Source organism: Pseudonocardia sp. EV170527-09, assembly GCF_008369905.1.
In the GTDB taxonomy this organism is placed as follows: Bacteria; Actinomycetota; Actinomycetes; order Mycobacteriales; family Pseudonocardiaceae; genus Pseudonocardia.
Genome location: NZ_VRMC01000087.1, coordinates 1 through 23,440, shown reverse-complemented (window position 1 = coordinate 23,440; position 23,440 = coordinate 1). Strand labels below are relative to the sequence as shown.

16 protein-coding genes and 1 pseudogene are annotated in these 23,440 nt (G+C 74.5%); 6 read left to right on the top strand and 11 right to left on the bottom strand.

The window, feature by feature from the left end; all coding sequences use genetic code 11:
* Positions 1 to 100: 100 nt before the first annotated feature.
* Together FVA95_RS22555 and FVA95_RS22550 are read right to left on the bottom strand one after the other, a co-directional pair.
* Positions 101 to 1,035 (bottom strand): annotated as a pseudogene (locus FVA95_RS22555) (class I SAM-dependent methyltransferase); the annotation flags it as partial.
* A gap of 338 nt (positions 1,036 to 1,373) precedes the next feature.
* On the bottom strand, positions 1,374 to 2,579 hold the full coding sequence (locus FVA95_RS22550; protein WP_149665937.1) for an acetyl-CoA hydrolase/transferase C-terminal domain-containing protein: 1,206 nt from the start codon (positions 2,577 to 2,579) through the stop codon (positions 1,374 to 1,376).
* Positions 2,580 to 2,614: 35 nt separating this feature from the next.
* Between FVA95_RS22550 and FVA95_RS22545 the strand changes: the two genes are divergently transcribed.
* Entirely contained in the window at positions 2,615 to 3,604 is a 990-nt protein-coding gene (locus FVA95_RS22545; protein ID WP_149665936.1) for a glutathione S-transferase family protein, read from the top strand.
* Between the two features lie 141 nt (positions 3,605 to 3,745).
* Positions 3,746 to 4,960, top strand: a complete 1,215-nt coding sequence (locus FVA95_RS22540) for a glycoside hydrolase family 3 N-terminal domain-containing protein (protein WP_149665935.1) — start codon at positions 3,746 to 3,748, stop codon at positions 4,958 to 4,960.
* Between the two features lie 65 nt (positions 4,961 to 5,025).
* Here the strand turns inward: FVA95_RS22540 and FVA95_RS22535 are convergent, their stop codons facing one another.
* The 5 genes from FVA95_RS22535 to FVA95_RS22515 form a co-directional block, all read right to left on the bottom strand.
* A complete protein-coding gene (locus FVA95_RS22535) occupies positions 5,026 to 5,793 on the bottom strand; it encodes a beta-ketoacyl-ACP reductase (RefSeq protein WP_149665934.1) in 768 nt (255 codons plus the stop codon).
* On the bottom strand, positions 5,790 to 11,411 hold the full coding sequence (locus tag FVA95_RS22530; RefSeq protein ID WP_149665933.1) for a biotin carboxylase N-terminal domain-containing protein: 5,622 nt from the start codon (positions 11,409 to 11,411) through the stop codon (positions 5,790 to 5,792). The genes FVA95_RS22535 and FVA95_RS22530 overlap by 4 nt, the downstream gene beginning before the upstream one ends.
* A gap of 183 nt (positions 11,412 to 11,594) precedes the next feature.
* Positions 11,595 to 13,544, bottom strand: coding sequence for a 3-oxoacyl-ACP synthase III family protein (locus FVA95_RS22525; RefSeq protein ID WP_149665932.1), 1,950 nt, complete (start codon positions 13,542 to 13,544; stop codon positions 11,595 to 11,597).
* 532 nt (positions 13,545 to 14,076) lie between these two features.
* Positions 14,077 to 15,549, bottom strand: coding sequence for an MFS transporter (locus FVA95_RS22520; protein ID WP_149665931.1), 1,473 nt, complete (start codon positions 15,547 to 15,549; stop codon positions 14,077 to 14,079).
* A gap of 104 nt (positions 15,550 to 15,653) precedes the next feature.
* Complete coding sequence (locus FVA95_RS22515) at positions 15,654 to 16,826, bottom strand: citrate/2-methylcitrate synthase (RefSeq protein ID WP_149665930.1); 1,173 nt, start codon at positions 16,824 to 16,826, stop codon at positions 15,654 to 15,656.
* A 69-nt stretch (positions 16,827 to 16,895) separates the two neighbouring features.
* Here FVA95_RS22515 and FVA95_RS22510 point away from each other — a divergent pair, with 69 nt between their 5' ends.
* Positions 16,896 to 18,125 carry a citrate synthase gene (locus FVA95_RS22510; RefSeq protein ID WP_205015939.1) on the top strand — a complete coding sequence of 410 codons (1,230 nt, stop codon included), beginning with the start codon at positions 16,896 to 16,898 and terminating at the stop codon, positions 18,123 to 18,125.
* Here FVA95_RS22510 and FVA95_RS22505 read toward each other — a convergent pair.
* Both FVA95_RS22505 and FVA95_RS22500 read right to left on the bottom strand, forming a co-directional pair.
* The gene (locus FVA95_RS22505) at positions 18,065 to 18,790 is read right to left on the bottom strand and encodes a class F sortase (protein WP_240051671.1); all 726 of its coding nucleotides are present in this window, start codon (positions 18,788 to 18,790) and stop codon (positions 18,065 to 18,067) included. The two genes, FVA95_RS22510 and FVA95_RS22505, sit on opposite strands and share 61 nt — an antisense overlap.
* Entirely contained in the window at positions 18,787 to 19,440 is a 654-nt protein-coding gene (locus tag FVA95_RS22500) for an excalibur calcium-binding domain-containing protein (protein WP_149665929.1), read from the bottom strand. Before FVA95_RS22500 ends, FVA95_RS22505 begins: the two co-directional genes overlap by 4 nt.
* A gap of 209 nt (positions 19,441 to 19,649) precedes the next feature.
* Here FVA95_RS22500 and FVA95_RS22495 point away from each other — a divergent pair, with 209 nt between their 5' ends.
* Genes FVA95_RS22495 through FVA95_RS22485 form a run of 3 tightly spaced genes read left to right on the top strand, consistent with a single transcriptional unit; the run spans position 19,650 to position 21,446 of the window.
* On the top strand, positions 19,650 to 20,084 hold the full coding sequence (locus FVA95_RS22495; protein WP_149665928.1) for a TIGR03618 family F420-dependent PPOX class oxidoreductase: 435 nt from the start codon (positions 19,650 to 19,652) through the stop codon (positions 20,082 to 20,084).
* A gap of 16 nt (positions 20,085 to 20,100) precedes the next feature.
* Entirely contained in the window at positions 20,101 to 20,793 is a 693-nt protein-coding gene (locus FVA95_RS22490) for an MBL fold metallo-hydrolase (protein WP_149665927.1), read from the top strand.
* Positions 20,790 to 21,446, top strand: coding sequence for a DedA family protein (locus FVA95_RS22485; RefSeq protein ID WP_240051670.1), 657 nt, complete (start codon positions 20,790 to 20,792; stop codon positions 21,444 to 21,446). The genes FVA95_RS22490 and FVA95_RS22485 overlap by 4 nt, the downstream gene beginning before the upstream one ends.
* 114 nt (positions 21,447 to 21,560) lie before the next feature.
* Here FVA95_RS22485 and FVA95_RS22480 read toward each other — a convergent pair whose 3' ends face one another.
* Entirely contained in the window at positions 21,561 to 23,057 is a 1,497-nt protein-coding gene (locus FVA95_RS22480) for a S1C family serine protease (RefSeq protein WP_149665926.1), read from the bottom strand.
* Between the two features lie 213 nt (positions 23,058 to 23,270).
* Positions 23,271 to 23,440, bottom strand: a 170-nt coding sequence (locus FVA95_RS22475; RefSeq protein ID WP_149662779.1) for an integrase core domain-containing protein, incomplete at its 5' end; no start/stop codon positions are given.

Sequence of the window (23,440 nt, the reverse complement as noted above, 5' to 3'; positions counted from 1 at the left end):
TCTCGTTCTCAGCAGAGCCCATAGGGTCTGATGTCATCACTCACAGTGCCCATCCCGCCGGACGCTGAGGTCCGGCGTGTCGGGCCGGAACCACCGTTCGTTGCACAGGCCCGACGTGGATGTCCTCACCGCCCCAGACCCGCGCGTAGAAGGTGTCGGCGTCGTCGGAGTCGTAGTACGACCGGGCGGTGTGCTCGGCGGTGTGCTCGGGCGTCCGCGTCACGCGACGTCCTCCTGGTCGAGGTAGGCCTTCTCGGCGATGTGCACGAAGAAGTCGGGCTCGTCGTCGGCGTAGGTCGACTGGAAGTCGCCGTAGGTGTCGATCCGCTGGAACCCGACCTCCTGCATGAGCCGCCGGGTGTAGTCCTTGCGCAGCGGGAACATGTTGAGGTGGTAGCGGGAGCCGTCCGGGAAGCCGTAGCGGAACCGGGCCAGGCCGTCGTCGACGTACTCCGGTTCGGCCACGACGTCGTCGCCGCAGTAGTAGTACTGGTGCGTGGAGCTGAAGCCGTTGTCCAGGATCGCGTCGTAGTTGCGCTGGTCGAGGATCAGCACACCGTCGTGGGAGAGCATGGCGTAGAACTCGGCGAGCGCCTTGCGACGGTCACGCTCGGAGAACAGGTGCGTGAACGAGTTCCCGAGACAGATGATCGCGTCGTACTCGCCGTGCACGTCCCGGTTGAGCCACCGCCAGTCGGCCTGCACGACGCGCAGGACGTGCCCACCGAACTTCATCCCGTTCGCGAAGGCCTTCGCCAGCATCTCGGCGCTGCCGTCGGCGGAGACGACGGTCTCGAAGCCCTCCTCCAGCAGCCGGACGGAGTGGAAGCCGGTGCCGGTCGCCACGTCGAGGACGCTGGTGACCCCGCGCCTGCGGAGCTGCTCGACGAAGAACCTCCCCTCGCTGGCGTAGCGGGCCCGCCAGTCGATCAGCTCGTCCCACTTGTCGACGAACGTCTGCACGTACTCCTGCCGGTAGTGGGTGGACTCGCGGACCTCGGTCGGCGCGTCGCCGAACTCCTGGTCTGCCGTCATGTGGCGCGCCTCCTCGGCGCTCGGGTGCTGGACGGCCCGACCGTAGGTGCCCCCGCGGCCCCTGTCCGCTCACCGAGGGTGATCCTGGATCGGCCGCCCGCGTTGTGCTATGCGCAACTCGGCCGGTCATCCGGGGTCTCACCGCACGGCGGCGGCCGGGCCCGGACAGGACCGGGCGGCGCGCGGGCCCACCAGTGACGTCATACGGCCGTCACACGCCGTCGGTCCGGTAGGGACGCGGAGTCACCGAGGCTCGGCCACGACGGGCCGCGCCCGGGGCGGCGCCCATCCACTCACCCCGGGTGATGGGTGACTCCGGTCACGCCATGGATTCGAGTTCATCCGTCCGGCGCAACGGCGCCGCCCCACAGGGAGCTCAGCGCGCGCCGCCGTTCGCCGCGGCCGAGCCCCCGCAGATCCGCCGTGCCCCGGTCGGTGACGACCACGTCGACGTCGTGCGACGGCGTGGTGACCGGCCCGCCGAGCCGCTCGACGAGCGTCGGGCGGCCGCGGTGCGCGGACGGCAACGCGATCACCGACAGGCCCGGCCCGCGTGCCGCGGCGGCCGCGAAGTCCGGGTGCCCGCCGATCATCCCGGCCGCCGACCCTGCGACCCCCTCGACGTTGACCTGGCCGTCGAGGTCGATCTCCAGGGCGGTGTTCAGCGCGACCAGCGGCCCCGGGGCCGAGGTCAGCCGGGAGACGTCGTGGGTGTACTCGATCGGGCGCACGGTCGCCCGCCCGGCCCGGCCGAGCCGATCGGCCCAGTCGTGCAGCCGGGGGCTGCCGTAGAGGGCCGTCGAGGTCGGGGTGCCGCGCAGCAGCCCGCGCTCGTCGAGGTCGACGACCGGGTCGGCGAGCAGCCCGGAGTCCACTGCGACCGGCACGTCCAGGGCCGCGACCAGCGCCGCTGCCAGCCGGCCCGGCCCGAACTGGATCCGTGCCCCGGCCGGGACCAGAGCGGCGACCGCGGCCGCGACGGCCCGGTCGGCGTCGGTCGGGGGCGGGGTGCCGACGGTGTGTGGCGCCCCGACCGGTCCGTCGACCTCGCCGAGCACGGCCACCCCGCGCAGCGGAGGTCCGGTGTCGGCGTGCGGGGCCGAGGCCGACACCAGTGCGGCGACCGGGACCCCGGCCTCGGCCAGACCGCGCATCCAGGACACCTCGGCGCCGAACCGCAGGTCGCCGGCGTCGTCGCGGACGACGGTGGCGAGCAGCAGGTCCGGCCGCAGCGGACCGGCGAGCAGTGCCGGCACCGCGGAGAGCCGGGCGGGCACCCGGTGGGCGTGCCCGACCTCGATCAACACCCGTGCCCCCGGTCCGCCGACGACGGTGCGGATGTCGGCGAACGCGTCCGGGTCGAGATCCGGGGCCGGGCCGGGCACCCAGCCCAGCACCAGCCGCACACCTCCGGCCCGGGCCGCCGCTCGCGACAGCGGCCGGGCGAGCGCGTAGGGGAGACCACAGCCGTCGGCCAGTGCCACCCGGGAACCCGGCGCGACCAGCTCGGTCAGACCGCGTTCGAGGTCACCGTCGACGCTCATGCGCCCATCCGACCACAGGACTAGCGTTGGCGGGCATGGGGACCGACCAGGACAGCGGTGAGTTCGTGCGGGAGGCGCTCGGGGTGGCCGAGCGGATCACGGCCGACGGGTCGTCGCCGTGGCCGGTGGAGGCGGGCCGCTACCGCCTCGTCGGTGCGCGCGCCTGCCCGTGGGCGAACCGGGTGATCATCACCCGGCGGCTGCTCGGGCTGGAGGACGCGATCTCGCTGGGCATCGCGGGCCCGCTGCACGACGAGCGCAACTGGCGCTTCCACCTCGACCCGGGGAACGTCGACCCGGTGCTCGGGATCGAGTACCTGCGCGAGGCCTACGAGAAGGCCGTCCCCGGCTACGCCGAGGGCGTCACCGTCCCCGCGATGGTGGAGGTCGCCTCGGGCAAGGTCGTCACCAACGAGTACGCGCTGCTGGAGCGGGACCTGTCCACCGAGTGGCGGGAGTTCCACCGCGACGGCGCACCGGACCTGTGGACCGACCCGGAGGCGATCGAGCAGATCGGGAAGGGGATCTTCCACGACGTCAACAACGGCGTCTACAAGTGCGGGTTCGCCTCGTCCCAGCGCGCCTACGACCGCGCCTACGACGCCCTCTGGTCCCGGATGGACGAGCTGTCGCAGCACCTGTCGACGCGCCGCTACCTGGTCGGGGACTCGATCACCCAGGCCGACATCCGGCTGTGGGTGACCCTGGTCCGCTTCGACGCCGCCTACCACGGCCACTTCAAGGCCAACCGGCACAAGCTGACCGAGCTGCCGGTGCTGTGGGCCTACGCCCGGGACCTGTTCCAGACCCCCGGCTTCGGCGACACCATCGACTTCGAGCAGGTCAAGCAGCACTACTACGGCGTGCACGCGTCGGTGAACCCGACCGGGATCGTCCCGAAGGGGCCCGACCTCGCCGGCTGGACGAGCCCACACGGCCGCGAGGAGCTGGGCGGGCGCCCGTTCGGCGACGGCACCCCGCCCGGCCCGCCGCCGGAGTCCGAGCGGGTCCCCGCGATCGGCTGACCGCGGCGTCGGGGTCCCCGCCGTGGCGACGGCGGGGGACTCCGGGCACCGACGGGAGGGCCCGGCCGCGTGCGGTCCGGGGGAGCCGGTGGCGGCGCGGCGGGGGCGCCGGACCGGCGAGGGCCTGTCACGATGGTCGCGATGCGAGTGCCTGGACGACCCCACCCCGTGCTCCGGCAGCGACGTCGTCGCAGCACCGGACTGCTCACTGCCGCCGTCGTGGGCGCGCTGACGGCGGGGCTCGTCGCCGTCGCCGGGCCGCAGCTCACCGCGAACAGCACCGGCGTCCCACAGTCGGACGCCGGTCCGGATGCGGCCCGGGCCCAGCCGGCGCCGGACCCGGACACCTGCGCCCCGATGGTGGCGGCGCTGTCCCCCCGCGACCGGCTCGCCCAGCGTCTGATGGTCGGGGTGGACGCGGCCGACCCGGCCGGTGCGACCGCGATCGTGCGGGACTCGCAGGTCGGCGGGGTGTTCCTCGGCGGCAACGCGACCGCGCTGCTGCAGGACGGCCGGCTCGCGGCCCTGCAGAAGGCCTCCCGTACGCCGCTGGCCGTCGCCGTCGACGAGGAGGGCGGCCGGGTCCAGCGCATCGACGAGCTCGACGGCGACGTCCCCAGCGCCCGGCAGATGGCCGCGTCCGACAGCCCCGAGCAGGTCACCGAGATCGCCCGCAAGCGCGCCGAACAGCTGACGGCCCGCGGCGTGACCTGGAACCTCGCACCGTCGGTGGACGTCTCCGACCAGCCGCGCACCGCGGTCATCGGGGACCGGTCGTTCTCCGACGACCCGGCCACCGTCACCCGCTACGCCGCGGCCTGGGTGCAGGGGCAGGAGGCCGGCGGGGTGTTCGGCGTCCTCAAGCACTTCCCCGGCCACGGGCACAGCTCCGGTGACTCGCACAAGGGGTCGGTGAGCACCCCGCCGCTGGAGGAGCTGCGCGCCGGTGACCTGCAGCCCTACGCCGACCTCGTCGGACCGGGGAAGCCGCTCGACGGGCGGGTCGGGGTCATGCTCGGCCACCTCGACGTCCCCGGCCTGACCACCGACGTGCCCACCAGCATCGCCCCGGCCGCCTACCGGCTGCTGCGCGAGGACTACCGGTTCGACGGTCTCGCCATGACCGACGACCTCGGTGCGATGAAGGCGATCACCGACCGCTTCGGGCTGGCCGAGGCCACGACCCGGGCCCTGACCGCGGGCGCGGACATGGCGCTGTTCTCCAACGTCACCCCGGTCGCACCGTTGCTCGACGCCGCGGAGAAGGCGCTGGCCGACGGGCGGATCACGGCGCAGGACAACGACACCGCCGTCGCGCGGGTGCTGGCGGCCAAGGGCCTCTGCCGCCGCGGCTGAGCCCGGGGTACGCACGAGGGCCCCGCACGACGCTGTGCGAGGCCCTCGGCCGGGGAGAACGACGGTCAGGACGCCATGTCCAGCCCGCCGTTCACACTGATCACCGAGCCGGTCACGTACCCGGCGCGGTCGTCGACGAGGAACTGCACGGCCCGGGCGATCTCGTCGGCCTGGCCGAGACGGCCGACCGGGATCTTCGAGACGATCTTCTCCAGCGCCTTCTCCGGCACCGCGGCGACCATCTCGGTCTCGATGAAGCCGGGGGCGACGCAGTTGACCGTGACGCCCTTCTTCGCGACCTCCTGGGCGAGGGACTTGGAGAAGCCGATCAGCCCCGCCTTGGAGGAGGCGTAGTTCGCCTGCCCGATCGAACCGATCTGGCCGATCACCGAGGAGATGTTCACGATCCGGCCGAACTCGTTGCCGGTCATGTGCTCCAGCACGGCCTTGCTCATGTAGAACGCGCCCGACAGGTTGATCCGCAGCACGGCGTGCCAGTCGTCGACGGTCAGCTTGCGAACGGTCTTGTCGACGGTGATGCCGGCGTTGTTGATCAGGTAGTCGACGCGACCCTTCTGCTCCAGCACCTCGGACACGACCCGCTGGCAGTCCTCGGGCGAGCCGACGTTGCCCTGGTGCACCGAGATCGACGCGCCCTCGGCCTCCAGCTTGCCCTTCAGCTCGTCGGCGGCCTTGGAGTTGGACGAGTACCCGGCGGCCACGTGCACGCCGGTGCGCGCCAGCGCGGTGGTGATCGCCGCACCGATCCCGCGCGCACCCCCGGTCACGATGGCGACGCGCTGCTCCGGGTTGGTGTCGGTGATCGCGGTCATGCGGTTCCTCCAAGGGTGTCGAGTGTGCGCTTCATGCCCCGCTGGACCGCATCGGCCAGGTAGGGCCGGAGCTGGTCGGGGCTGACGATCCGGTGCACCGAGCCGACGGACCGCGCCCGCTCGATGGAGTGCTTGGTGTCGAACTCCTCCGCGACCTGGCCGAGCTTCTCGGAGCGGACGTCCGGGCGGAGCGTGGCGAGGTCTCCGCGCAGCCGGGCCGCCGTCGCCTCGTCGCCGTCGGTGACGGCCCGGGTGATCCGGGCCTCCAGGTCGGTGATCCGCTCGTCCTTGGCGGTGCGGTCGTTGACCTCGCCGGCGAACACGACGGCCGCCGCGGGCGCCCCGCCGAGCACGGAGGCGTAGGAGCCGGTGATCGCGGCGACCTCCATGTTGTCGTTCAGCGTTCCAGAGAACACCACGAACGCGCCGCCGTGGTAGCGGGAGACCACGCAGAACACGATCGGGCCGTCGAAGTTGACGATGGCCCGGCCGATCTCGGCGCCGTTCTCCAGCTGCAGGCCGCGCAGCGACTCCGGCGAGCCGTCGAACCCGGACAGGTTCGCCAGCACGACCAACGGCCGGTTGCCCGACGCGGCGTTGATGGCCCGCGCGCACTTGCGCGAGGAGCGTGGGAACAGCGTCCCGGCGGTGAACTGGGACGGCCCGTCGACCGGGCGCGGCCCGCGCCGCGGCAGCGGTCGCGACTCGATGCCGATCATCGCGATCGGCTGGCCGCCGAGGTGGGCGTCGAGCGCGACGACCGACTCGGCGTCGTGCATGTCGGCCCACCGCTCCGACGTCGGGTGGTCGGCGTCGGCGACGCCGCGCAGCACCGAGCGGATGTCGAACGGCTTCTTGCGCTCCCGGTTGGTCTCCGGCGCCCAGATCTCGCCGAGCGTGCTGAACTCGCAGTTCGGCCCGGAGTGCGGGGCGGTCGTGACGTCGCGGGAGACGGGGTCGGTGGTCGGGGCGGGCCGCGGGAACCGCTCGCCCGGCTGGGTCCAGGTGTGGGCGTAGTGCTGAAGCAGGACGCCGACGGCACCGCTCAGGTCCGGCGCCCAGTACTGCGCCTGCCCGTTCGGGCCCATGATCCGGTCGTAGCCGCCGATGCCGAAGTTGTCCTCGGCCGACACCCCGCCGGAGAAGTCCAGCGAGTGCTTGCCGGTCAGCACCATGGCCGAGTCCGGCGTCATCACCAGGATGCCCTTGGTGTGCATGAGCATCGTGGCCTCGGCGTTCCAGTAGGGCTGGGCGCCGACGTTGATGCCGGTGACGACGACGTTGAGCTCCCCGCCGTCCTGGGTGAACTCGATGATCCCGCGCAGCACCCGGGAGATCCAGTCCATGTTCTCGGTGCCGGAGTCCATCGCGATCTTCGCGCCGGCCGAGACGGCGAACCACTCGATCGGCACGTCCAGCTCGCGGGCCAGGTGGATCGCGGCCAGCACCCGGCGGCACTCCGGCTCGGCGATCGCGCCGAGGGCCCGGGTCGGGTCGCCGAGCAGCACGACCCGCTTCATGCCCTCCGGGTAGCGCCGGGTCGGCACCGAGACGACGCCGAGCACGAGGTTGGCCGTGTTGCCGCCGGGTGCGCGGTCGACCGGCACCGGCAGGGCCGGGTCGTCCGGGTCGACGAGGTCGTACTCCTGCCAGGTGCCCGGGCCGGCGTCGATCGGGGCGGTGAGCAGCGGGACGATCTCGTACGGGTAGACGGCGCCGCGGCGACGGGCCTTGAGCACCTTCTGGTCGTAGGCGTCGAGCTCGCGCATCGGCTCGGTCGGGGGCTGGTCGAGCTTGACCTGCAGCCCCGCGCCGGGCGGGCGCGACATGCGCAGCAGCATGGAGCGCGGACCGCCCTGACCCCCGGTGACCTGCGGGTCGGCCGTGCGGAACTCGACGAGGACCTGCTCCAGGCCGAGGTTGGCCGTGCGCGGCGCGAGCCGCCGGACCACCGAGTCCAGCTCGGCGAGCGGGACGTCGACCTCCGGCCACACGTAGAGGGCGATCCGGTTCCACGACATCCGGGCCAGCGTGCGGTCCCCGGCGCGGGCGGCACGCAGCGAGTTGATGCAGGCGTCGAGCGCCCGCTCGAACTGCGGCAGCGAGCGGACCTTGCCGGTCTCCTCGTCGCGCAGCACGGTCAGCTCGCGGACGTCGGCCATCGCGACGAGCCGGTCGTCGGCGGTGACCTCGCGGCCGGTGGCACGGAACAGGTGCACATCGGTGGCGGCGGGCAGTCGGTGCAGCTCGAAGTCGCGGAAGCGCCACAGCCGCAGCCGGTCCGCGACGAGCGGGTGCATGCCGCGCAGCGTGCGGTCCTCGACCAGCTCGCCGGTCTCGTCGGGCCGGAAGGTGAACCAGGTCGGCGGCTCGGCCTCCTCGCTCGCTGTGCCCTCGGCGCGCGGGTTCGGGCGGACGGCGACGGCGACCCGGTGCAGGTGCGCGGGCACCTTCCCCAGGGCGGCGCGGACGCGCTCGGCGCGGGCGTCGGGGTCGCCGCCGTCGTCGGCCTTGGTCGAGGTGACGTAGAGGTCGACGAGTGCGGTGCGGTCCCCGTCGAGCTCGCCGACGCGGCGGCGCAGCTCGTCGGCCACGGCCCGCGCGGCGGCCGGGTCGTTGTTGTCGATCACCGAGGCGAAGAGCGTGCGGTCCCGGCCGAGGTGCTGGTAGCGGGCGGTCAGCAGCGGCTTGCCCGCGTGCTCGACGAGCTCGAGGTCGCGCAGCACCCGCACCCGGTAGTAGCGCCGGGTCATGACCTCCAGCAGGACGGCGTCGTGCCGCTCGCCGAACACGCCGAGGATCGGCTCCGAGGAGCCGACGAGCGCGGCGATCCGGCGCGCCCGGTCGTCGGCGTCGGGGTTCTCGGCCAGCACGTCGAGGCTCTCCCGGACCTCGGCGAGCGCCCGGTCCCGCTCGGCCGCGACGACCGGCGCGTCGAACGCGCGGTAGCGCACCAGCCGGGCGGTGTCGCCGACGACCGGGTGCCGCAGCTGGGTGGCGACGACGACCTCGTCGAGCGTGCGCAGGTAGTCCTCGCGCGCCGCGGGGGACAGGTGCGCGACCGACTCCGGGTGGCGCAGCCGCCAGTTCAACAGGTCCAGCACCACCGGCACCTGCTGCGGCGCGCGGCGGTGGGCCAGGAACATCCGGTACAGCGCCGGGCCGAGATCGTCGGCGCGGCCCGCGCCACCGTCGATCTCGGCGACGCCGTAGTGGGCCAGCGCCCGGCGCAGCTTGGCCTGGAAGGACTCGGGCAGGCCCTCGTCCTCGGCGTCACGGGAGCGCAGGTAGGCGTAGAGGTACTCCTGCGGGTTGCGCTCGGTCTCGCCGGTCTCGTCGTCGGTCTCGGACCGGTTGCGCGAGAGCTGGCACAGGTCGGCGAAGATCTGCAGGACGGCGGTCTCCCCGGCCAGCACGGCCGGGTCGTCGGCCGCCAGCTGCTCACGGGCGCGGGCGAGGCGTCGCAGCTGCGGGCGGGCCTGGCGCTCGTCGACGTCGAAGCCCAGCACCTGGAAGCGCAGCGCGGACAGCGCGTCGGCCGCGGTCGCGGCGGGGTCGGTGTCGGCGCCGGTCGCGGCGAACGCGGAGAGGTCGGCGCGCTCCCCGCTGGGGGCCGCGGAGTCCGCGTCGGCCGACGGCTCCAGCCGCACGAGCTTCGTGCCGCCGTCGACCTGGGTGTTGGCCGGGACGAGGATCTCGGCGACGGTGCCGTCGAACGGCGCCCGCAGCGAGGTCTCCAGCTTCATCGACTCGACGATCGCGAGGGTGTCGCCCTCGGCCACGGTCTGGCCCGCGGTGACCGGCAGCGCGACGACCATCGCCGGGGCCGGTGCGCGGACGATGCCGGCCTCGCCGCCCGAGATGCGGTGCACGGCGCCGTCGACCTCGACGAGGTAGTCCGCCTCCTGCGCGACCGACAGCACGGTCCAGGACCGGTCGCCGACGGTGAGCCGGCGCTCGTAGGCGCCGTTGCGCTCGACGTCGACGTCGACCGAGGTCCCGTCCAGCTCGACGGTGTAGCGCCCGGCGCGGGTCCGGGCGACCTTGAGCTTGTAGGACTGCCCGGCGACGGTGACGTCGGTCTGGTGCCAGGTCTCGTAGCCCACCTCGGGCCGGCCGGCCTCCGCGGAGCGGAACAGCCGCTCCTGCTGGCGGGCGACGTGGCCGTCGTGGCTGAGCACGGCGGTGGCGAGCAGCGCGACGTCGAGCCGGCGGGGTGGTGCGTAGCCCTCGGCCATCATGCCGTCGAGCCAGGTGGTCTGCAGCTCGCCCGAGCGGAACTCGTCGCGGTCGAGCAGGTCCAGCAGGAACGCCTTGTTCGTGGAGCCGCCGTCGATCACCGCGGCGGTCTGGCGCAGTGCCCGGGACAGCCGTGCGCGGGCCTCGTCGCGGTCGCGGCCCCAGGCGATCACCTTGGCGATCATGGAGTCGAACTGCGGCGGGATGACGTCACCCGCGGCCACGCCGGTGTCGACCCGGATGCCGGGGCCGGACGGCAGCGCCAGGTGCTCGATGCGGCCCGGCGCGGGGGCGAACTCGCGCTCCGGGTCCTCGGCGGTCAGCCGGGCCTCGATCGCCCAGCCCTGCGCCGCCGGCACCTCGCGGGCGACCTCGGCGAGCGTGCCGCCCGCGGCGACGTGCAGCTGCAGCTTGACGATGTCGACGCCGGTGCACGCCTCGGTGACCGGGTGCTCGACCTGCAGCCGGGTGTTGACCTCGAGGAAGGAGAGCAGCTTCTCCTCGGGCTGGTAGAGGAACTCGACGGTGCCGGCGTTGACGTAGCCCGCGGCGCGGGCCAGCTCGGCGGCCGAGCTGCGCAGCAGCTCCTCCTGCGTGGGGTCGAGCGCGGTGGAGGCCGACTCCTCGATCACCTTCTGGTTGCGCCGCTGCACCGAGCAGTCGCGCACCCCGAGGGTCCAGACGTCGCCGGTGGCGTCGGCGACGACCTGCACCTCGACGTGCCGACCGCCGGACACCGCGCGCTCCAGGAACACGGTCGCGTCGCCCGCGGTCCTCGACGCCTCCGACGCGGCCCGCTCGAAGGCCTCGTCGAGCTGCTCGGGGCCCGCCACGTAGCGGATGCCGCGCCCCCCGCCGCCCGCGGTGGCCTTCACCATCAGCGGGTAGCCGACGGTCTCGGCGGTCTTGCGGGCCGCCTCGACGTCGGCCACCGGGCCGCCCGACCAGGGCGCCATCGGCACCCCGACCGACTCGGCCAGCTGCTTGGACGCGATCTTGTCCCCGAGCCGGCGCATGACCTCCGCCGACGGCCCGACGAAGGTGATCCCCAGCCGCTCGCACAGCTCCGCGAACTCGGCCTTCTCCGACACGAAGCCCCAGCCGGGCCAGACCGCGTCGGCGCGGGTGACACGCAGCGCGCGCTCCAGCTCGGCGTGGTCGAGGTAGGGGCTCGCGCCCATGTGGTCCGGGTCGTCCGGACCGATCAGGACGGCCTCGTCGGCCTCACGGACGTACATCGCGCGGCGGTCGACGGCGGTGTGCAGCGCGATCGTGCGCAGGCGGCGGTCGGGCCCGTTCTGGGCGTTCCACTCACGGACGGCGTTGATGAGCCGCATGGCGGGCTCGCCGCGATTGACGATGGCGATGCGCGAGAACATGGCTGGGGTTCACTGCTCCTACGAGTGCGACGACGAGGTGGCGGCGGGGTGCCGCACCGACATCGTCGTCGTGCGGTCGGCGGGTCGGTACGGACGGTCGCCCGGGCTGTGCCGGAATGCGGGCGGGCTCACCTCTCGGACAGGGATCTTCCCGCCCACTGTGGCCCGTGTCACCCGGTCGTGCTACTCGCCGAAGGCGATGCGGACGTCGTCGGAGGTCGGGGCGACGGCCGGCTCGGCCACCGCGGCGGCCGTCGGGTCCAGGTGGACCTCCGGCGCCATCACGGCCGGGTCGATCTCCAGCACCGCGTAGCCGCCCACCGCGCCGGCCCCGAAGCCGGACGCGAAGACCCGGGTCCGGCCGGCCACCACGCCGTCGGCCACGGAGTCGAACAGCGCGATCGGGATGGATGCCGCGGACACGTTGCCCATCGACTCGATGTTGAAGTACAGCTGGTCGGCCGAGAGTCCCGCCTTGCCCGCGAGCTGCAGGATCATCGTCTTGTTCGCCTGGTGCGGGACGATCAGGTCGACCGCGTCGAGCATCGTGCCCTCGCCGTCGGGCCCGGCCTGCTCGGTGAGCTCGTCGATCATCTGCGCCAGGTAGCGGGCGACCAGCGCCTTGACCTCGGGGCCGTAGACGGTGATGTCGTTGTCGAACTCCGGGTTCGGCCAGATGATCGAGTTCACCTGGGTGTCCGGGCCCGACGCGTAGGTCTGCAGCAGGTCGACGTCGCCGCGCTCGCCCTCGGCGGCCGGGGCGATGACCATCGCGGCCGCGCCGTCGCCGAAGATCATCCGCGAGGTGCGGACGTTGCCGATCTTGTCGGAGAACTTCTCGACGCAGACCAGCAGGACCGGTCGGTTCACCTCCTGCAGCTGGCGCACGGCCTCGGACAGGGCGTAGGGCAGCCCGGCGCAGGCGGCGATGATGTCGGCCGAGCAGTGCGTCTGCAGCAGGCCCAGGCGACCGGACAGCCACGTCGACAGCGACGGGATGAGCCGCTCGCTGGTGCAGGTGGCGACGAGCACGGCGCCGATCTCGGAGCGGTCGCGGCCGGAGTGCTCCAGCGCGCGGACCGCGGCGGCCCAGGCCAGGTCCTCGATGTCGAGCTCGGTGTAGCGGCGCTGGTCGATGCCGGTCTTGGCGGCGATCTCGTCGGCACTCATCGGTGACCAGGAGAACGCGGAGTTGCGGACGACGTCGTCGTTGGAGCAGACGTGCTCACCCCGGACGACGGCGAGCGCCTCCACCTTCGGCTGCACCGCGAACGCCTCGCGCACCCGGATCGGGAGCAGCGGGGCGACGGGCTCGACCGGGTCGGACTGGGTGGAGAGCCGGCCGCGACGCGCCGGGCGGGCGCCGGTGGCGCGGTCCAGGAACTGCTCGACGTCGCGGTTGCGCGGGTGGAAGGCGATGACGTACTCGTCGTCGCCGATCTCCTCGGCGGTGCGCAGCTCGGTGGCGGCACGGTCCCAGGGGTACTGGTTGTGCAGCACCATCGCCCACCGGGTCAGGGCCTCGAGCTCGGGGCGCTCGGCGTGCGCGTCGAGGATCTCGGTGAAGGAGAAGACCGGGTAGTCCGGGTCGTGGTGGGGCACGACGAAGGTCTGCGCGCCGGGCGTGGTGAGGAACTGCTCGACGGTCGGCTTGACCGCGGGCAGCTCGGTCGCGTGGTGACGGCGGTTGCCGTAGACGTCGAAGAGGAGGTCGAAGATGCGGCGCTCGGTCTCCTCCTCCCAGGTGGTGGGGAGCGCGGCGAAGGCGTCGGCGACGGCCCGGACCTTCTTGTCACCGTCGCGCCAGGGGGTGAGCAGCGGGAGGAAGACGTCGGCGCGGTGGCGGGGGAGGTCACGCCAGCGGGTCGGGCGCTTCTCGAACATGGTGAGCGTGTACCGGTTGACCCAGAACAGGTTCTGGCTCGTGTCGCGCAGCAGCGCGAAGCGACTCTCGTAGGCACCGCTGGTGACCCGCTCCAGGATGTCGGTGCCGGTGGGCGCCTTTGCCTCGAAATCGCGACCGACGATGGCCGTGAACTGTTCCAGGTCGTCGATGACGGAAAAATCGAGTTCACCGAGAAAATTGGCGGGAAAGACCAGTCGGTCGTGGTTGTTGACCACGAACGGTTTCATGTGACGACCTCCAGCAGCGGCGACGACCGGCGGAATCGCCAGGCGGGACGCGGTGCGGCCTGGTCGATCGGATCGGTTGCGGTGCCTGCAACGCTATCGATGAACAGTCACGATCGGAATGTGATCCAGCCGCCGAGTGTGCGCTCTCACGGATGGTCGGTCAACTCCGACTGTTACCGGCGAGAATGTTACCGGTCGGTCTACTCGCCGGTTCTCGGAAAGAGCTCCGCAGACCCGCAGGTTGACGGGCGGGCTCGTCCACAGTGGAACGATCACCGGGCGTGGCCGGTCGGTCCCGGCACGTGTACACGCCGCCAGGGGCATGGTCGTCGGCGTCACAGTCCGCGCGGTGATCGTCACCCGTGCCCCGGGGTGTGCGCCATCGTCCGAACGGGGGAGTGCGGGGGTTCGGCCTCCGATGTGGACGGTCGCACGCGCGCGCCGCGGCGGCCGCCCGGCGGCGCACGGTGGGAATGCGACTGCGGAATGCGATCCCGAATTCCCCGGACACCGTTCCGGGGCGCTCCGGTGTTCAGCCGTGGGCGGTGGCGGGGGCCGGGGCCGCGACGGTCTCCGCCTTCGGCGCGGGCGTGAGCAGCACCAGAACCGTGGCGAGCAGCCCGGCGGCGCCCGCCGCGACGAAGGAGATCGTGTACGCCGTGGCCGAGGGCGGTCCGCCGTCGCCGAGCACGTAGGTCGCCGTCACCGCGGCGACGACCGCGGTGCACGAGCTCGTGCCGAGCTGACGGGCCAGGGTGTTGAGGCTGTTCGCCGCGGCGGTCTCCGACTCCGGCACCGCCCGCATGATCGTCAGTGGGATCGCCGAGTAGGCGAGCGCGGCGCCGACCGCGGCCACGGTCGAGGCGGCCATCAGGAGCGGCACCGTCGAGGGCATCGCGGCGAAGGCGAAGTTGCCCGCCCCGAGCAGCAGCGTGCCGACCACGAGGGTGGTGCGCGGGCCCCTCAGCCGCGACAGCCGGGCCGAGGCCGAGGAGAACACCACCATCGACCCGCCCATCGGCAGCAGCACCAGCCCCGCGACGACGAGCGAGAGCCCGAACCCGTAGCCGGTCGTGACCGGCGCCTGCAGGATCTGCGTGGCGAGCACGAAGCCCGCGAACATCGCGAAGCCCACCAGCACCGAGGCGAGGTTGGTCAGCAGCACGGCGGGCCGTGCCGAGACCCGCAGGTCCACCAGCGGCGCGGGGACACGCAGCTCGTACCAGGCGGTCGCGGCCACCAGCACCACGGTGCCGGCGAACAGGCCGAGCACGGTCGCCGAGGTCCAGCCCCAGTCGTCGCCCTTGGAGATCGCCAGCAGCAGGCACACCAGTGCCCCGCCGACACCGAACGCCCCCGGCACGTCGAACCGGCCGCCGGTGCGCAGCCGTGATTCGGCCACCAGCCGCCGGACCAGCAGGATCTGCAGCACGCCGAGCACCGCGGCCCCGGCGAACAACCAGCGCCAGCTCGCGAACTGGGCGACGACGCCGGTGATCGGCAGCCCGATGGCCCCGCCGAAGCCGAGCGAGGACGACATCAGCCCGACCCCGGAGCCGACCCGGTCGGCGGGCAGGACGTCGCGCATCAGGCTCATCCCGAGCGCGATCACCCCGAACGCGGCGCCCTGCAGCACCCGGGCGACGAGCAGCAGCTCGATCCCGGGCGCCAGCGCGCCGAGCAGTGACCCCGCCCCGACCAGGCCGAGCGCCACGAGCAGCATCCGGCGCTTGCCGAACATGTCGCCGAGGCGCCCCAGCACCGGCGCCGACACCGCGCCGGCGACGAGGTTGGCGGTGATCAGCCACGACGCCGTCGACCCGCTGACGTCGAGCAGCTCGGGGAACCGCGGCAGCAGCGGCACGACCATGGTCTGGACCAGCGAGACGAGCAGTCCGCAGGAGGCCAGGGCGGCGATCGCGACGCCGGGGCGCGGCGGCGCCGGTGCGGTTCCCCCGGGGTGGGCGCTCTCGGGCTGCTGGTGCGGACGGCGTGCCCGGAACACTCGACCTCCGTGGTGGGGTGACGGATCGTGCTGACGGCGGACCCCCGCCGAAGCGGGAGTCACCCATCAGATGAGCACGCCGGTCACCCGTCCGGCAAGCCGGGTCACTCCGCGCGCGGCGGGACCGGCTCGGGCGGCGGCGGGCCGTCGTAGACCGCGGAGGGACGGATCAGCCGGCGCTCGGCGGCCTGCTCCAGCACGTGTGCACACCAGCCGACGACCCGGCTGACCGCGAACGTCGGCGTGAACATGCTGCGTGGGATCCCGCAGCCCTCCATCACCACGCCCGCGTGGAACTCCACGTTCGCGAACAGCGGGTGATCCGGACGCAGCTCGGCGAGGGTGGCGGCGACCCGCCGTTCGACGTCGGCGGCCCGCGCGGGCAGCGGCCCGCCCAGCTCCGCGGCCACCTCGCGCAGCAGCGCCGAGCGCGGGTCCGGCCCGCGGTAGACGGCGTGGCCGAAGCCCATGATCCGCATCCCCGCGGCGAGCCGGTCGGCCACCCAACGCTCGGGCGAGCCGCCGGCGTCACGGTCGATCGCGTCGAGGCTCTCCAGCGCGCGGTCGGGGGCGCCCCCGTGCAGCGGCCCGGCGAACGCGCCGAGCGCGGCGACCACGCAGGACGCGACGTCGGCGCCGGTGGAGGCGACCACCCGGGCGGTGAAGGTGGAGGCGTTGAAGCCGTGGTCCACCGTCGCCACGAGGTAGGCGTCGAGCGCGCGGACGTGCGCCGGCGCGGGCTCGGCACCGGCCAGCATCCACAGCCAGTTCGCGGCGGAGGACAGGTCGGCGCGCGGGGCGACCGGGTCGAGGCCGTGACGCAGCCGGTGCAGCGCGGCGAGGACGGTCGGTGTCGCGGCACAGACGGTCGCGGCGTCGCGGGGGCCCGCCGTCGGGTCGTCCCAGAGCGGGCGCATCCCGTGCTGCGGGCCGAGCAGCGACAGCGCGGTGCGCAGCCCGGCGAGCAGGTCGGGCCCGCAGGCGTCGGCGATCGCGGGCAGCTGCGCGGCGACGGCGTCGGGCAGGGCCCGGCGCTGCGCGGTGGTGGCGGCGAACTCGGCGAGCTCGGCGGTGCCCGGGAGGCGGCCGTGGACGAACAGGAACCACACGTCGTCGAAGGTGCGGGTGCGCGCGAGGTCGACCGCGGAGTACGGGCCGTAGTGGTAGAAGCCCTCGTCCCCGCGGACGTCCCCGATCCGGGTACTGGTGACGGCGACGCCGCGCAGGCCCGGTGGGACCTGCGGGGCGGCGGTGCCGCTGCTGTCGGTGCTGGTCATGACCGGACCGTCCGCCCGTCGGCAATCGTTGTCAATATTGATCGGATCAATGTTGATACGGTCCATCACGTGGAGTACCTGACCGTCGCCGAGACCGCGGAGCGCCTCGGCGTGAAGCGGGAGACCGTGTACGCCTACGCCAGCCGCGGGCTGCTGACCAGCGTGCGCGGCGCGCAGCGGCGGGGCAGCCGGTTCGCCCAGGACGAGGTGGAGGCCCTCGCCGCGCGCGGCCGGGAGGCGGGGGAACCGTCCGGGACGGTCGAGCGCATCAGGACGCGGATCACACTCGTCGCCGACGGGGGGCCGTGGTTCCGCGGGGTGGCGGCCCCGGCGCTCGCGGGGTCGGCGGACCTCGAGCACGTCGCGGCGCTGCTCTGGGAGGTGCCGGGCCGGGTGTCGTTCGACGCCGCCCCGGACCTGCTCGCCCCGGCGCGCGCCGTGCTCGCCGCCGCCCCCGCCGGGGCGCGGGCGACCGACCGGTTCCGGCTCGCCGTCGCCGCGGTGGCCGCCGCCGACCCGCTGCGTGCCGCCGCCCGGCCGGGCGCGGTGGTGGCGACGGCGTCGGCGCTGCTGGGGACGGTCGTGACCGCACTCGCCGGGGACCCGGGGTCCGGACCGGCCGACCTGGCGGAGCGGCTGCTGCCGGCGCTGCTCCGTGCCCCGGGCCGGGCGCCCGCGCCGGCGACGGCCGGGCACGTCCGCGCCGCGCTGGTCCTGCTCGCCGACCACGGCCTGGCGTCGTCGACCGTCGCCGCCCGGGTCGCCGCGAGCACCCTGGCCGACGTGCACGCCGTCGTCTCGGCCGGGCTCGGTGCCCTGGACGGGCCCCGCCACGGCCTGGTCAGCGGGCTCGCCCACCGCTTCCTCGCCGAGGCCCTGGACGACCCGTCCGGCGCGCTCGCCCAGCGGCTGCGGGCCGGCGAGCGGGTCCCGGGCTTCGGGCACTCGGTGTACCGGGGCACCGACCCGCGCGCGACGGTGCTGTTCGACCGGCTCCGCGCGGACCCGGTCGCGGACCGCATCATGGCCTGCGTCGACGCCGTCGTCGCGGGGATGGACCGGGGTGGGGGCGGCCCCGCCCCGAACGTCGACCTCGCGCTCGCCGCGCTGATGCACGCCCACGACCTGCGCCCCGACGCCGGCGAGCTGCTGTTCGCCTGCGCCCGGGCCGTCGGCTGGGTGGCGCACGCCCTGGAGGAGTACGCCGAGCCCGGTCTGCGGTTCCGGCCGACCGGCGTCTACACCGGGCCGCGGCCCGGGTCGACCAGCGAGGCGAGCACCACCACGTTGTCGGTGTAGCTGCGCACGCCCCGGTCGAACGTCCCGCCGCAGGTGATCATCCGCAGGCCCGCGCCGGGCAGGTCACCGTAGACGGCCGCGGTGGGGAAGCGGTCCTTGGCGTAGCGACGGACCGCCTGCACCTCGAAGGTCGCGGTGGTGCCGTCGGCGCGGTCGACCGACACCAGGTCACCGGGGGCGAGCGCGTGCAGCCGGAAGAACGGGCCCGGCTCGTGGTCCCAGTCGACGTGCGCCGCGAGCACCGCAGGCCCCCGGGAGCCCGGCGCGGGGGCGCCGGTGTACCAGCCGGTGGCGGCACCGTCGGGTGGCACCTCCAGCGTCCCCCGCCCGGTCAGGCCGAGCGGGACGAGCCCGCTGTCGAGCCCGATCGTGGGCGCCCGCACCCGCACCGGCTCCGACGGCGGCAGCGGGGCCGCCGCCGGGCGGAGCGTGGTCGTGGGCAGCGGCGGCACCGTTCCGCCGATCGCCACCGGCGGCGCCCCGAGCGGCACGGCCAGCGCCAGCACGACGAGCACCCCCCACCACACCCGTCGCACCCCACGCGGCCCGCGGCGGCCGTGCGGCCCGGGCAGCTCCCGCGCACCGGCCCCGCACGCGGGGCCGCAGCGCCCGCGTCCGACCGGCCTCGTGCCCTGCGGACCGGTGTGCGCGGGGGTGCGGGTCACGAGTGGCGGGTGGTCAGGGGGAGCGAGGCGCGGCCGGTGCGGCGCCCGCTCCACACGACGACACCCGCCCCGGCGGCAAGGACCGCACCGGTCCCGACCAGCAGGAACACCGTCGGGTCGACCCCGGCGCCGCCGGAGCCGTCACCGGCCTCGACACCGCCGCCGGGGACCGCGCGCACCTGCCCGGTGCCGGCCGCCGCGACGAGGTCCGGGCCCTCGCAGGCCCGGCCGTCGCCGTCGCGGTCCAGGTTGTGCGGGTCGGAGGGGTCGGCGGCGAGCACCGCCTGGGCCTGGGCGCGGGAGAGGTCGACGCAGTCCAGGTCGCTGCCGCGCCCGGCGGTGGGAGCACCGGCCGCGGGAGTGGTCGTCTCCGGAGCCGTGGTCGTCTCCTCGGGCGTCGTCTCCTCGGGGTCGGTGGCGTCCGGGTCGGTGGCGTCAGGGGCGTCGGCCGGCGTCGCGTCGTCGGCTGGGTCCTCGACCGGCGGCTCCTCGGTGTCCTCCTGGGCCGGGGCCGTGACGACGCTCGTCACCGGGGTGGCGGCCGGTTCCGCGGCCGACGCCGCCCCGGCCAGCGGGAGCCCGGCGAGTGCGGCGAGGGTGACGGTGGCGGCGACGGCGCCGGTGCGGCGGACGAGCGAACGTGCGGTCATGATCCACTCCCTGTGACGAACGTGATCCTCGTGACCGGTGGGGCGAACGGGACGCCCTGTCCGATGGCGGAGAGTGAAACGACACCCGGTCGGCGGGGCCAGACAAGTCGCCCGTACGGGGATCACCGGGGCGGGTGGTGTCGCCCGGAGTGACCGTGTCCTCGGCGTGCCGGGCGCGCCCGGGGCGGCACGACGTCCAGGATGGCGACGTGACGACCACCCCCGACCCGCCCCGTCGCCGTCGCCGGTCGCTCGACGACGGCGTCTCCGACGCGTTCGTCGACCTCTGGTCCCAGCGCCGCCCGTGCGTCCTGGTGACCCTGCGCCGCGACGGCACCCCGCACGCGGCGCCGGTGGGGGTGACCGTCGACGTGGCCGAGCGCACCGCCCGGGTGATCTGCAGCGGCGGGTCGCAGAAGGCGCGCAACGTCGCCGCGGCCGGGCCGGACGGGGCCCGGGTCAGCGTCACCGTCGTCGACGGCCGCACCTGGTCCACCCTGGAGGGCCGCGCCGTCGTGCGGGACGAGCCCGACGTGGTCGCCGACGCCGAGCGCCGCTACGCCGCCGAGTACAAGCAGCCCCGGCCGAACCCCCGGCGGGTGGTGCTGCAGATCGCGGTCGACCGGGTCCTCGGCAACGCCTGAGGGGATACTCGCCGGTGTGGACCTGCCGGAGACGACCTTCCTCGGCCACAGCACCCTGCGACTGCGGATCGGTGGCCGCACCGTCCTCACCGACCCGGTGCTGGGGAACTCGGTCGGCCCGTTGCGCCGTACCGCGCCGGCCGTCGACCCGGCGTGGCCCGCGGGGGTCGACCTGGTCCTGATCTCCCACCTGCACGCCGACCACCTGCACCTGGCCTCGCTGCGCCGGCTGCCGCGGTCGGTGGAGGTCGTGGTGCCCACGGGGGCGGGCGACTGGCTCCGCCGCCGCGGCGTCGCCCGGGTCTCCGAGCTCGCCGTCGGGCAGACCCGCGTCTTCGACGGGCTGCGCGTCTACGTCGCCGGGGACACCGGGCTGTTCCCCGGGCTCGACGACGTCGCCGCCCAGGGCCCGATCGACCTCGCCGCGGTGCCGGTGTGGGGCTGGGGCCCGAGCCTGGGGCCGGGGCACCTCGACCCGGCCGGTGCCGCCGAGGCCGTCCGGCGGCTGGCACCGGCCGTCGCGGTGCCGGTGCACTGGGGGACCCTCGCCGTCGCCGGGCTGTGCTCGGTCCCGGGGCGGACCGGGTCCCGGATGCGGGAGCTGCTCGTGCGCCCGCCGTACGACGTCGCCGACGCCGTCGCCGCGGCCGGGCTGCCCACCCGCACCCTGGTGCTCCCGCCCGGTGCCGCCGTCGGGACTCCGGCGTGAGCGCGCTGCAGCTGCTGGCTGCACCCGCGCAGGACTGGCTCGAGGCCGAGCTCAGCCCGGACGCCGGGCGGATCGCCTACCTCGTCGTCGCCGGAGGAGTGCTGCTCGGGTCGGTGCTGCCGGTGGTGCCGACCGGTGCGATCGTCGGTGCCGCCGCCGCGACGGCGATGACGAGCTCCGCGCTGTCGCTGCCGGTGGTGCTGCTGCTGTCCTTCGCCGCGGCCCTGCTGGGTGACCTCGTCACCTTCGCCGTCGCCCGGCTGGCCGGTGACCCGGTCCGCGCCGCGGTCGCGGGCGGGCGGCTTGGTGGCGCGCGCACCGCGGCCCGGATCGAACGCATGCGCGGCGCGTTCGCCGAGCGCGGCTGGCTGGTCGTGCTGGTCGGACGGGTCGCCCCGGCGGGGCGGGTGCCGACCCTGATCGCGGCCGCGGTGTCGGGGATGACCTGGGCGAAGCTGGTGCCCGCCGTCGCGGCCGGTGCGGTGCTGTGGACGCTGCTCTACGGCGTGCTCGGGGTGCTGACCGGCAACCTCACCGACTCCCCGGTGGTGGCGGCGCTGCTCGCGATCGGGCTGGTGGCCGTCGTCGCCGCGGTCACGGCGCTGGCCGGACGGGTGCGGTCCCGCCTGCGGGCCCGCCACCCCGTCGGCTGAGACCGGACGGCCCACCGGCGGCACACACGGAACCGGCCGGGCGCGACGGGAGGGGGGTGTCGCGCCCGGCCGGAGCGGGTGCCCGGGGCGTGGCGTCGCCCCGGGGAGATCGAATCAGTTGCCGTCGCCGAAGGGGTTGATGCCGAACGGCAGCTCGCCGGAGGAGCCGTCCTGCGGCACGGTCCGCGCCCCGTTCTGGGCGGTCGCGGCGGCGGTGTCCTTCACGCTGCCCAGGGTCACCGGCACCTCGCGGGCACCGGAGCCGCTGCCGACGGTCAGCGTGACCTGCTGGCCGGGGGCGAAGTTGCCGACCCGGGCGATCAGGTCCGCGAAGCTCGACACCGGGTACTCGTTGACCTTGGTGACCACGTCGCCCGCCTTGATCCCCGCGGTCGCCGCGGGCGAGTTCGGCTCCACTGCCGCGATCTGTGCGCCCGCGGTCTCGCTCGGGGCGCCGCGGGAGGCCGACACCGCGCCCTGCACACCGAGCTGCGGCTTGGTCGCGACGCCGGAGTCCATCAGTTCCTGGGCGACCCGCTTGGCCGTGTCGACCGGGATCGCGAAGCCCAGTCCGATCGAGCCGGAGCTCTGGCCGGCGGTGGCGATCGCGGAGTTGATGCCGACGACCTGCCCGGCGAGGTTGACCAGCGGGCCGCCGGAGTTGCCCTCGTTGATCGGGGCGTCGGTCTGCAGACCGTTGTAGACGACCAGGGGCTGGCCGTCGCCGCCCGCGGTGACGGTCCGGTTCAGCGCGGAGACGATGCCCGCGGTGACGGTGCCGGACAGGCCCTGCGGGGAGCCGTTCGCGACGACCTGCTCGCCGACCTGCACGCTCGAGGACTCCCCGAGGGTCGCGGGCTTGAGGTCCCGGGCGCCCTGCAGCTTGATGACGGCGAGGTCGTAGCTGGGGGAGGTGCCGACGACGGTCGCGGTGTACTGCCTGCCGTCGGAGGTGGACACGGTGATCCGGCCGCCGCCGGCGGCGTTCGCCACCACGTGGTTGTTGGTGAGGATCTGGCCGTCGGAGGTCAGGATGACCCCGGAGCCCTCGGCGAGACCCTGAGCGGTGCGGACCTGGATGTCCACCGTGCTCGGGGTGATCGCGGCCGCGGCGCCGGCGATCGAGCCGTCGGCCGGGGTGGCCGGGGTGCCGGGTGCGGGGGCGCTGGTCAGCGTGGCCTGCGAGGAAGGGCCGTCCAGCACCAGGTAGGCACCGCCGACCCCGGCCGCACCGCCGACCAGGGCGGCCGTCAGCGCGACGGCGGCCAGGCCGGCGCCGAACCGGCGCGGCGGCTTCGGTGCCGGACCCTGCTGGGGGAACGGCGGGTAGACCGAGGTGGGCGGGCTCCCCGCGCCGTACGCCGGGATCGTGGGGTTGCTCGTCGTCGCCCACGGCGGCGGAGTCTGGGGCCCCTGGCTGCCGCCCTGCTGCCGGTGGTCGGTGTCGGTCACGGTGGTCGCCTCCTGTGCGCGGGTGCCGTCGTCGCCGGTCGGGTGGGCGGGGGCCGCCCCCTCGTGACGCGGTGCGGGCCGGACGGGGTCGGTGGCGCCGCCTGCGGTGGAGGTCCGTCCGTCGGACGGCTCGCCCGTTCCCGGCCCGTTCTCGGTCATGGTGCAACTGTGCGCCGCGACCCTGAGACGACCCTGTGACCGCGCTGGGAATCGCTCGGGCATCGGGTGAGAGTGCCCGTCGCGGCCGCGCCGGTCGGTCGGGACGCCCTGGTCAGGAGAGGGCGCCGACCCACGGTGAGGACCCGGCTCCGGCACGGCGAGCGCGGCCCCGCCGAGGACCCCACCCACAGCACGGGGCGGAACCTGGACGGTCTAGGTGTGATGTCCAGGGAGGTTGGTCAGCCTGGTGACTGGTGGCTGGCCGCCGATGGCGGAGTGAGCGCGGTGGTGATTGTAGAAGTGCAGCCAGCCGGGTAGGGCGTCGTTGCGTTGGCGGGTCGACTCATAGAGTCGGGCGTAGGCCCAGCCGTCGGCCAGGGTCC

Coding starts and splice junctions, on each gene's coding strand:
- FVA95_RS22550 (WP_149665937.1), bottom strand. CDS start 2,579: ATGAGCGTCGACGGTGACCTCGAACGCGGTCTGACCGAGCTGGTCGCG.
- FVA95_RS22545 (WP_149665936.1), top strand. CDS start 2,615: ATGGGGACCGACCAGGACAGCGGTGAGTTCGTGCGGGAGGCGCTCGGG.
- FVA95_RS22540 (WP_149665935.1), top strand. CDS start 3,746: ATGCGAGTGCCTGGACGACCCCACCCCGTGCTCCGGCAGCGACGTCGT.
- FVA95_RS22535 (WP_149665934.1), bottom strand. CDS start 5,793: ATGACCGCGATCACCGACACCAACCCGGAGCAGCGCGTCGCCATCGTG.
- FVA95_RS22530 (WP_149665933.1), bottom strand. CDS start 11,411: ATGTTCTCGCGCATCGCCATCGTCAATCGCGGCGAGCCCGCCATGCGG.
- FVA95_RS22525 (WP_149665932.1), bottom strand. CDS start 13,544: ATGAAACCGTTCGTGGTCAACAACCACGACCGACTGGTCTTTCCCGCC.
- FVA95_RS22515 (WP_149665930.1), bottom strand. CDS start 16,826: ATGACCAGCACCGACAGCAGCGGCACCGCCGCCCCGCAGGTCCCACCG.
- FVA95_RS22500 (WP_149665929.1), bottom strand. CDS start 19,440: ATGACCGCACGTTCGCTCGTCCGCCGCACCGGCGCCGTCGCCGCCACC.
- FVA95_RS22480 (WP_149665926.1), bottom strand. CDS start 23,057: ATGACCGAGAACGGGCCGGGAACGGGCGAGCCGTCCGACGGACGGACC.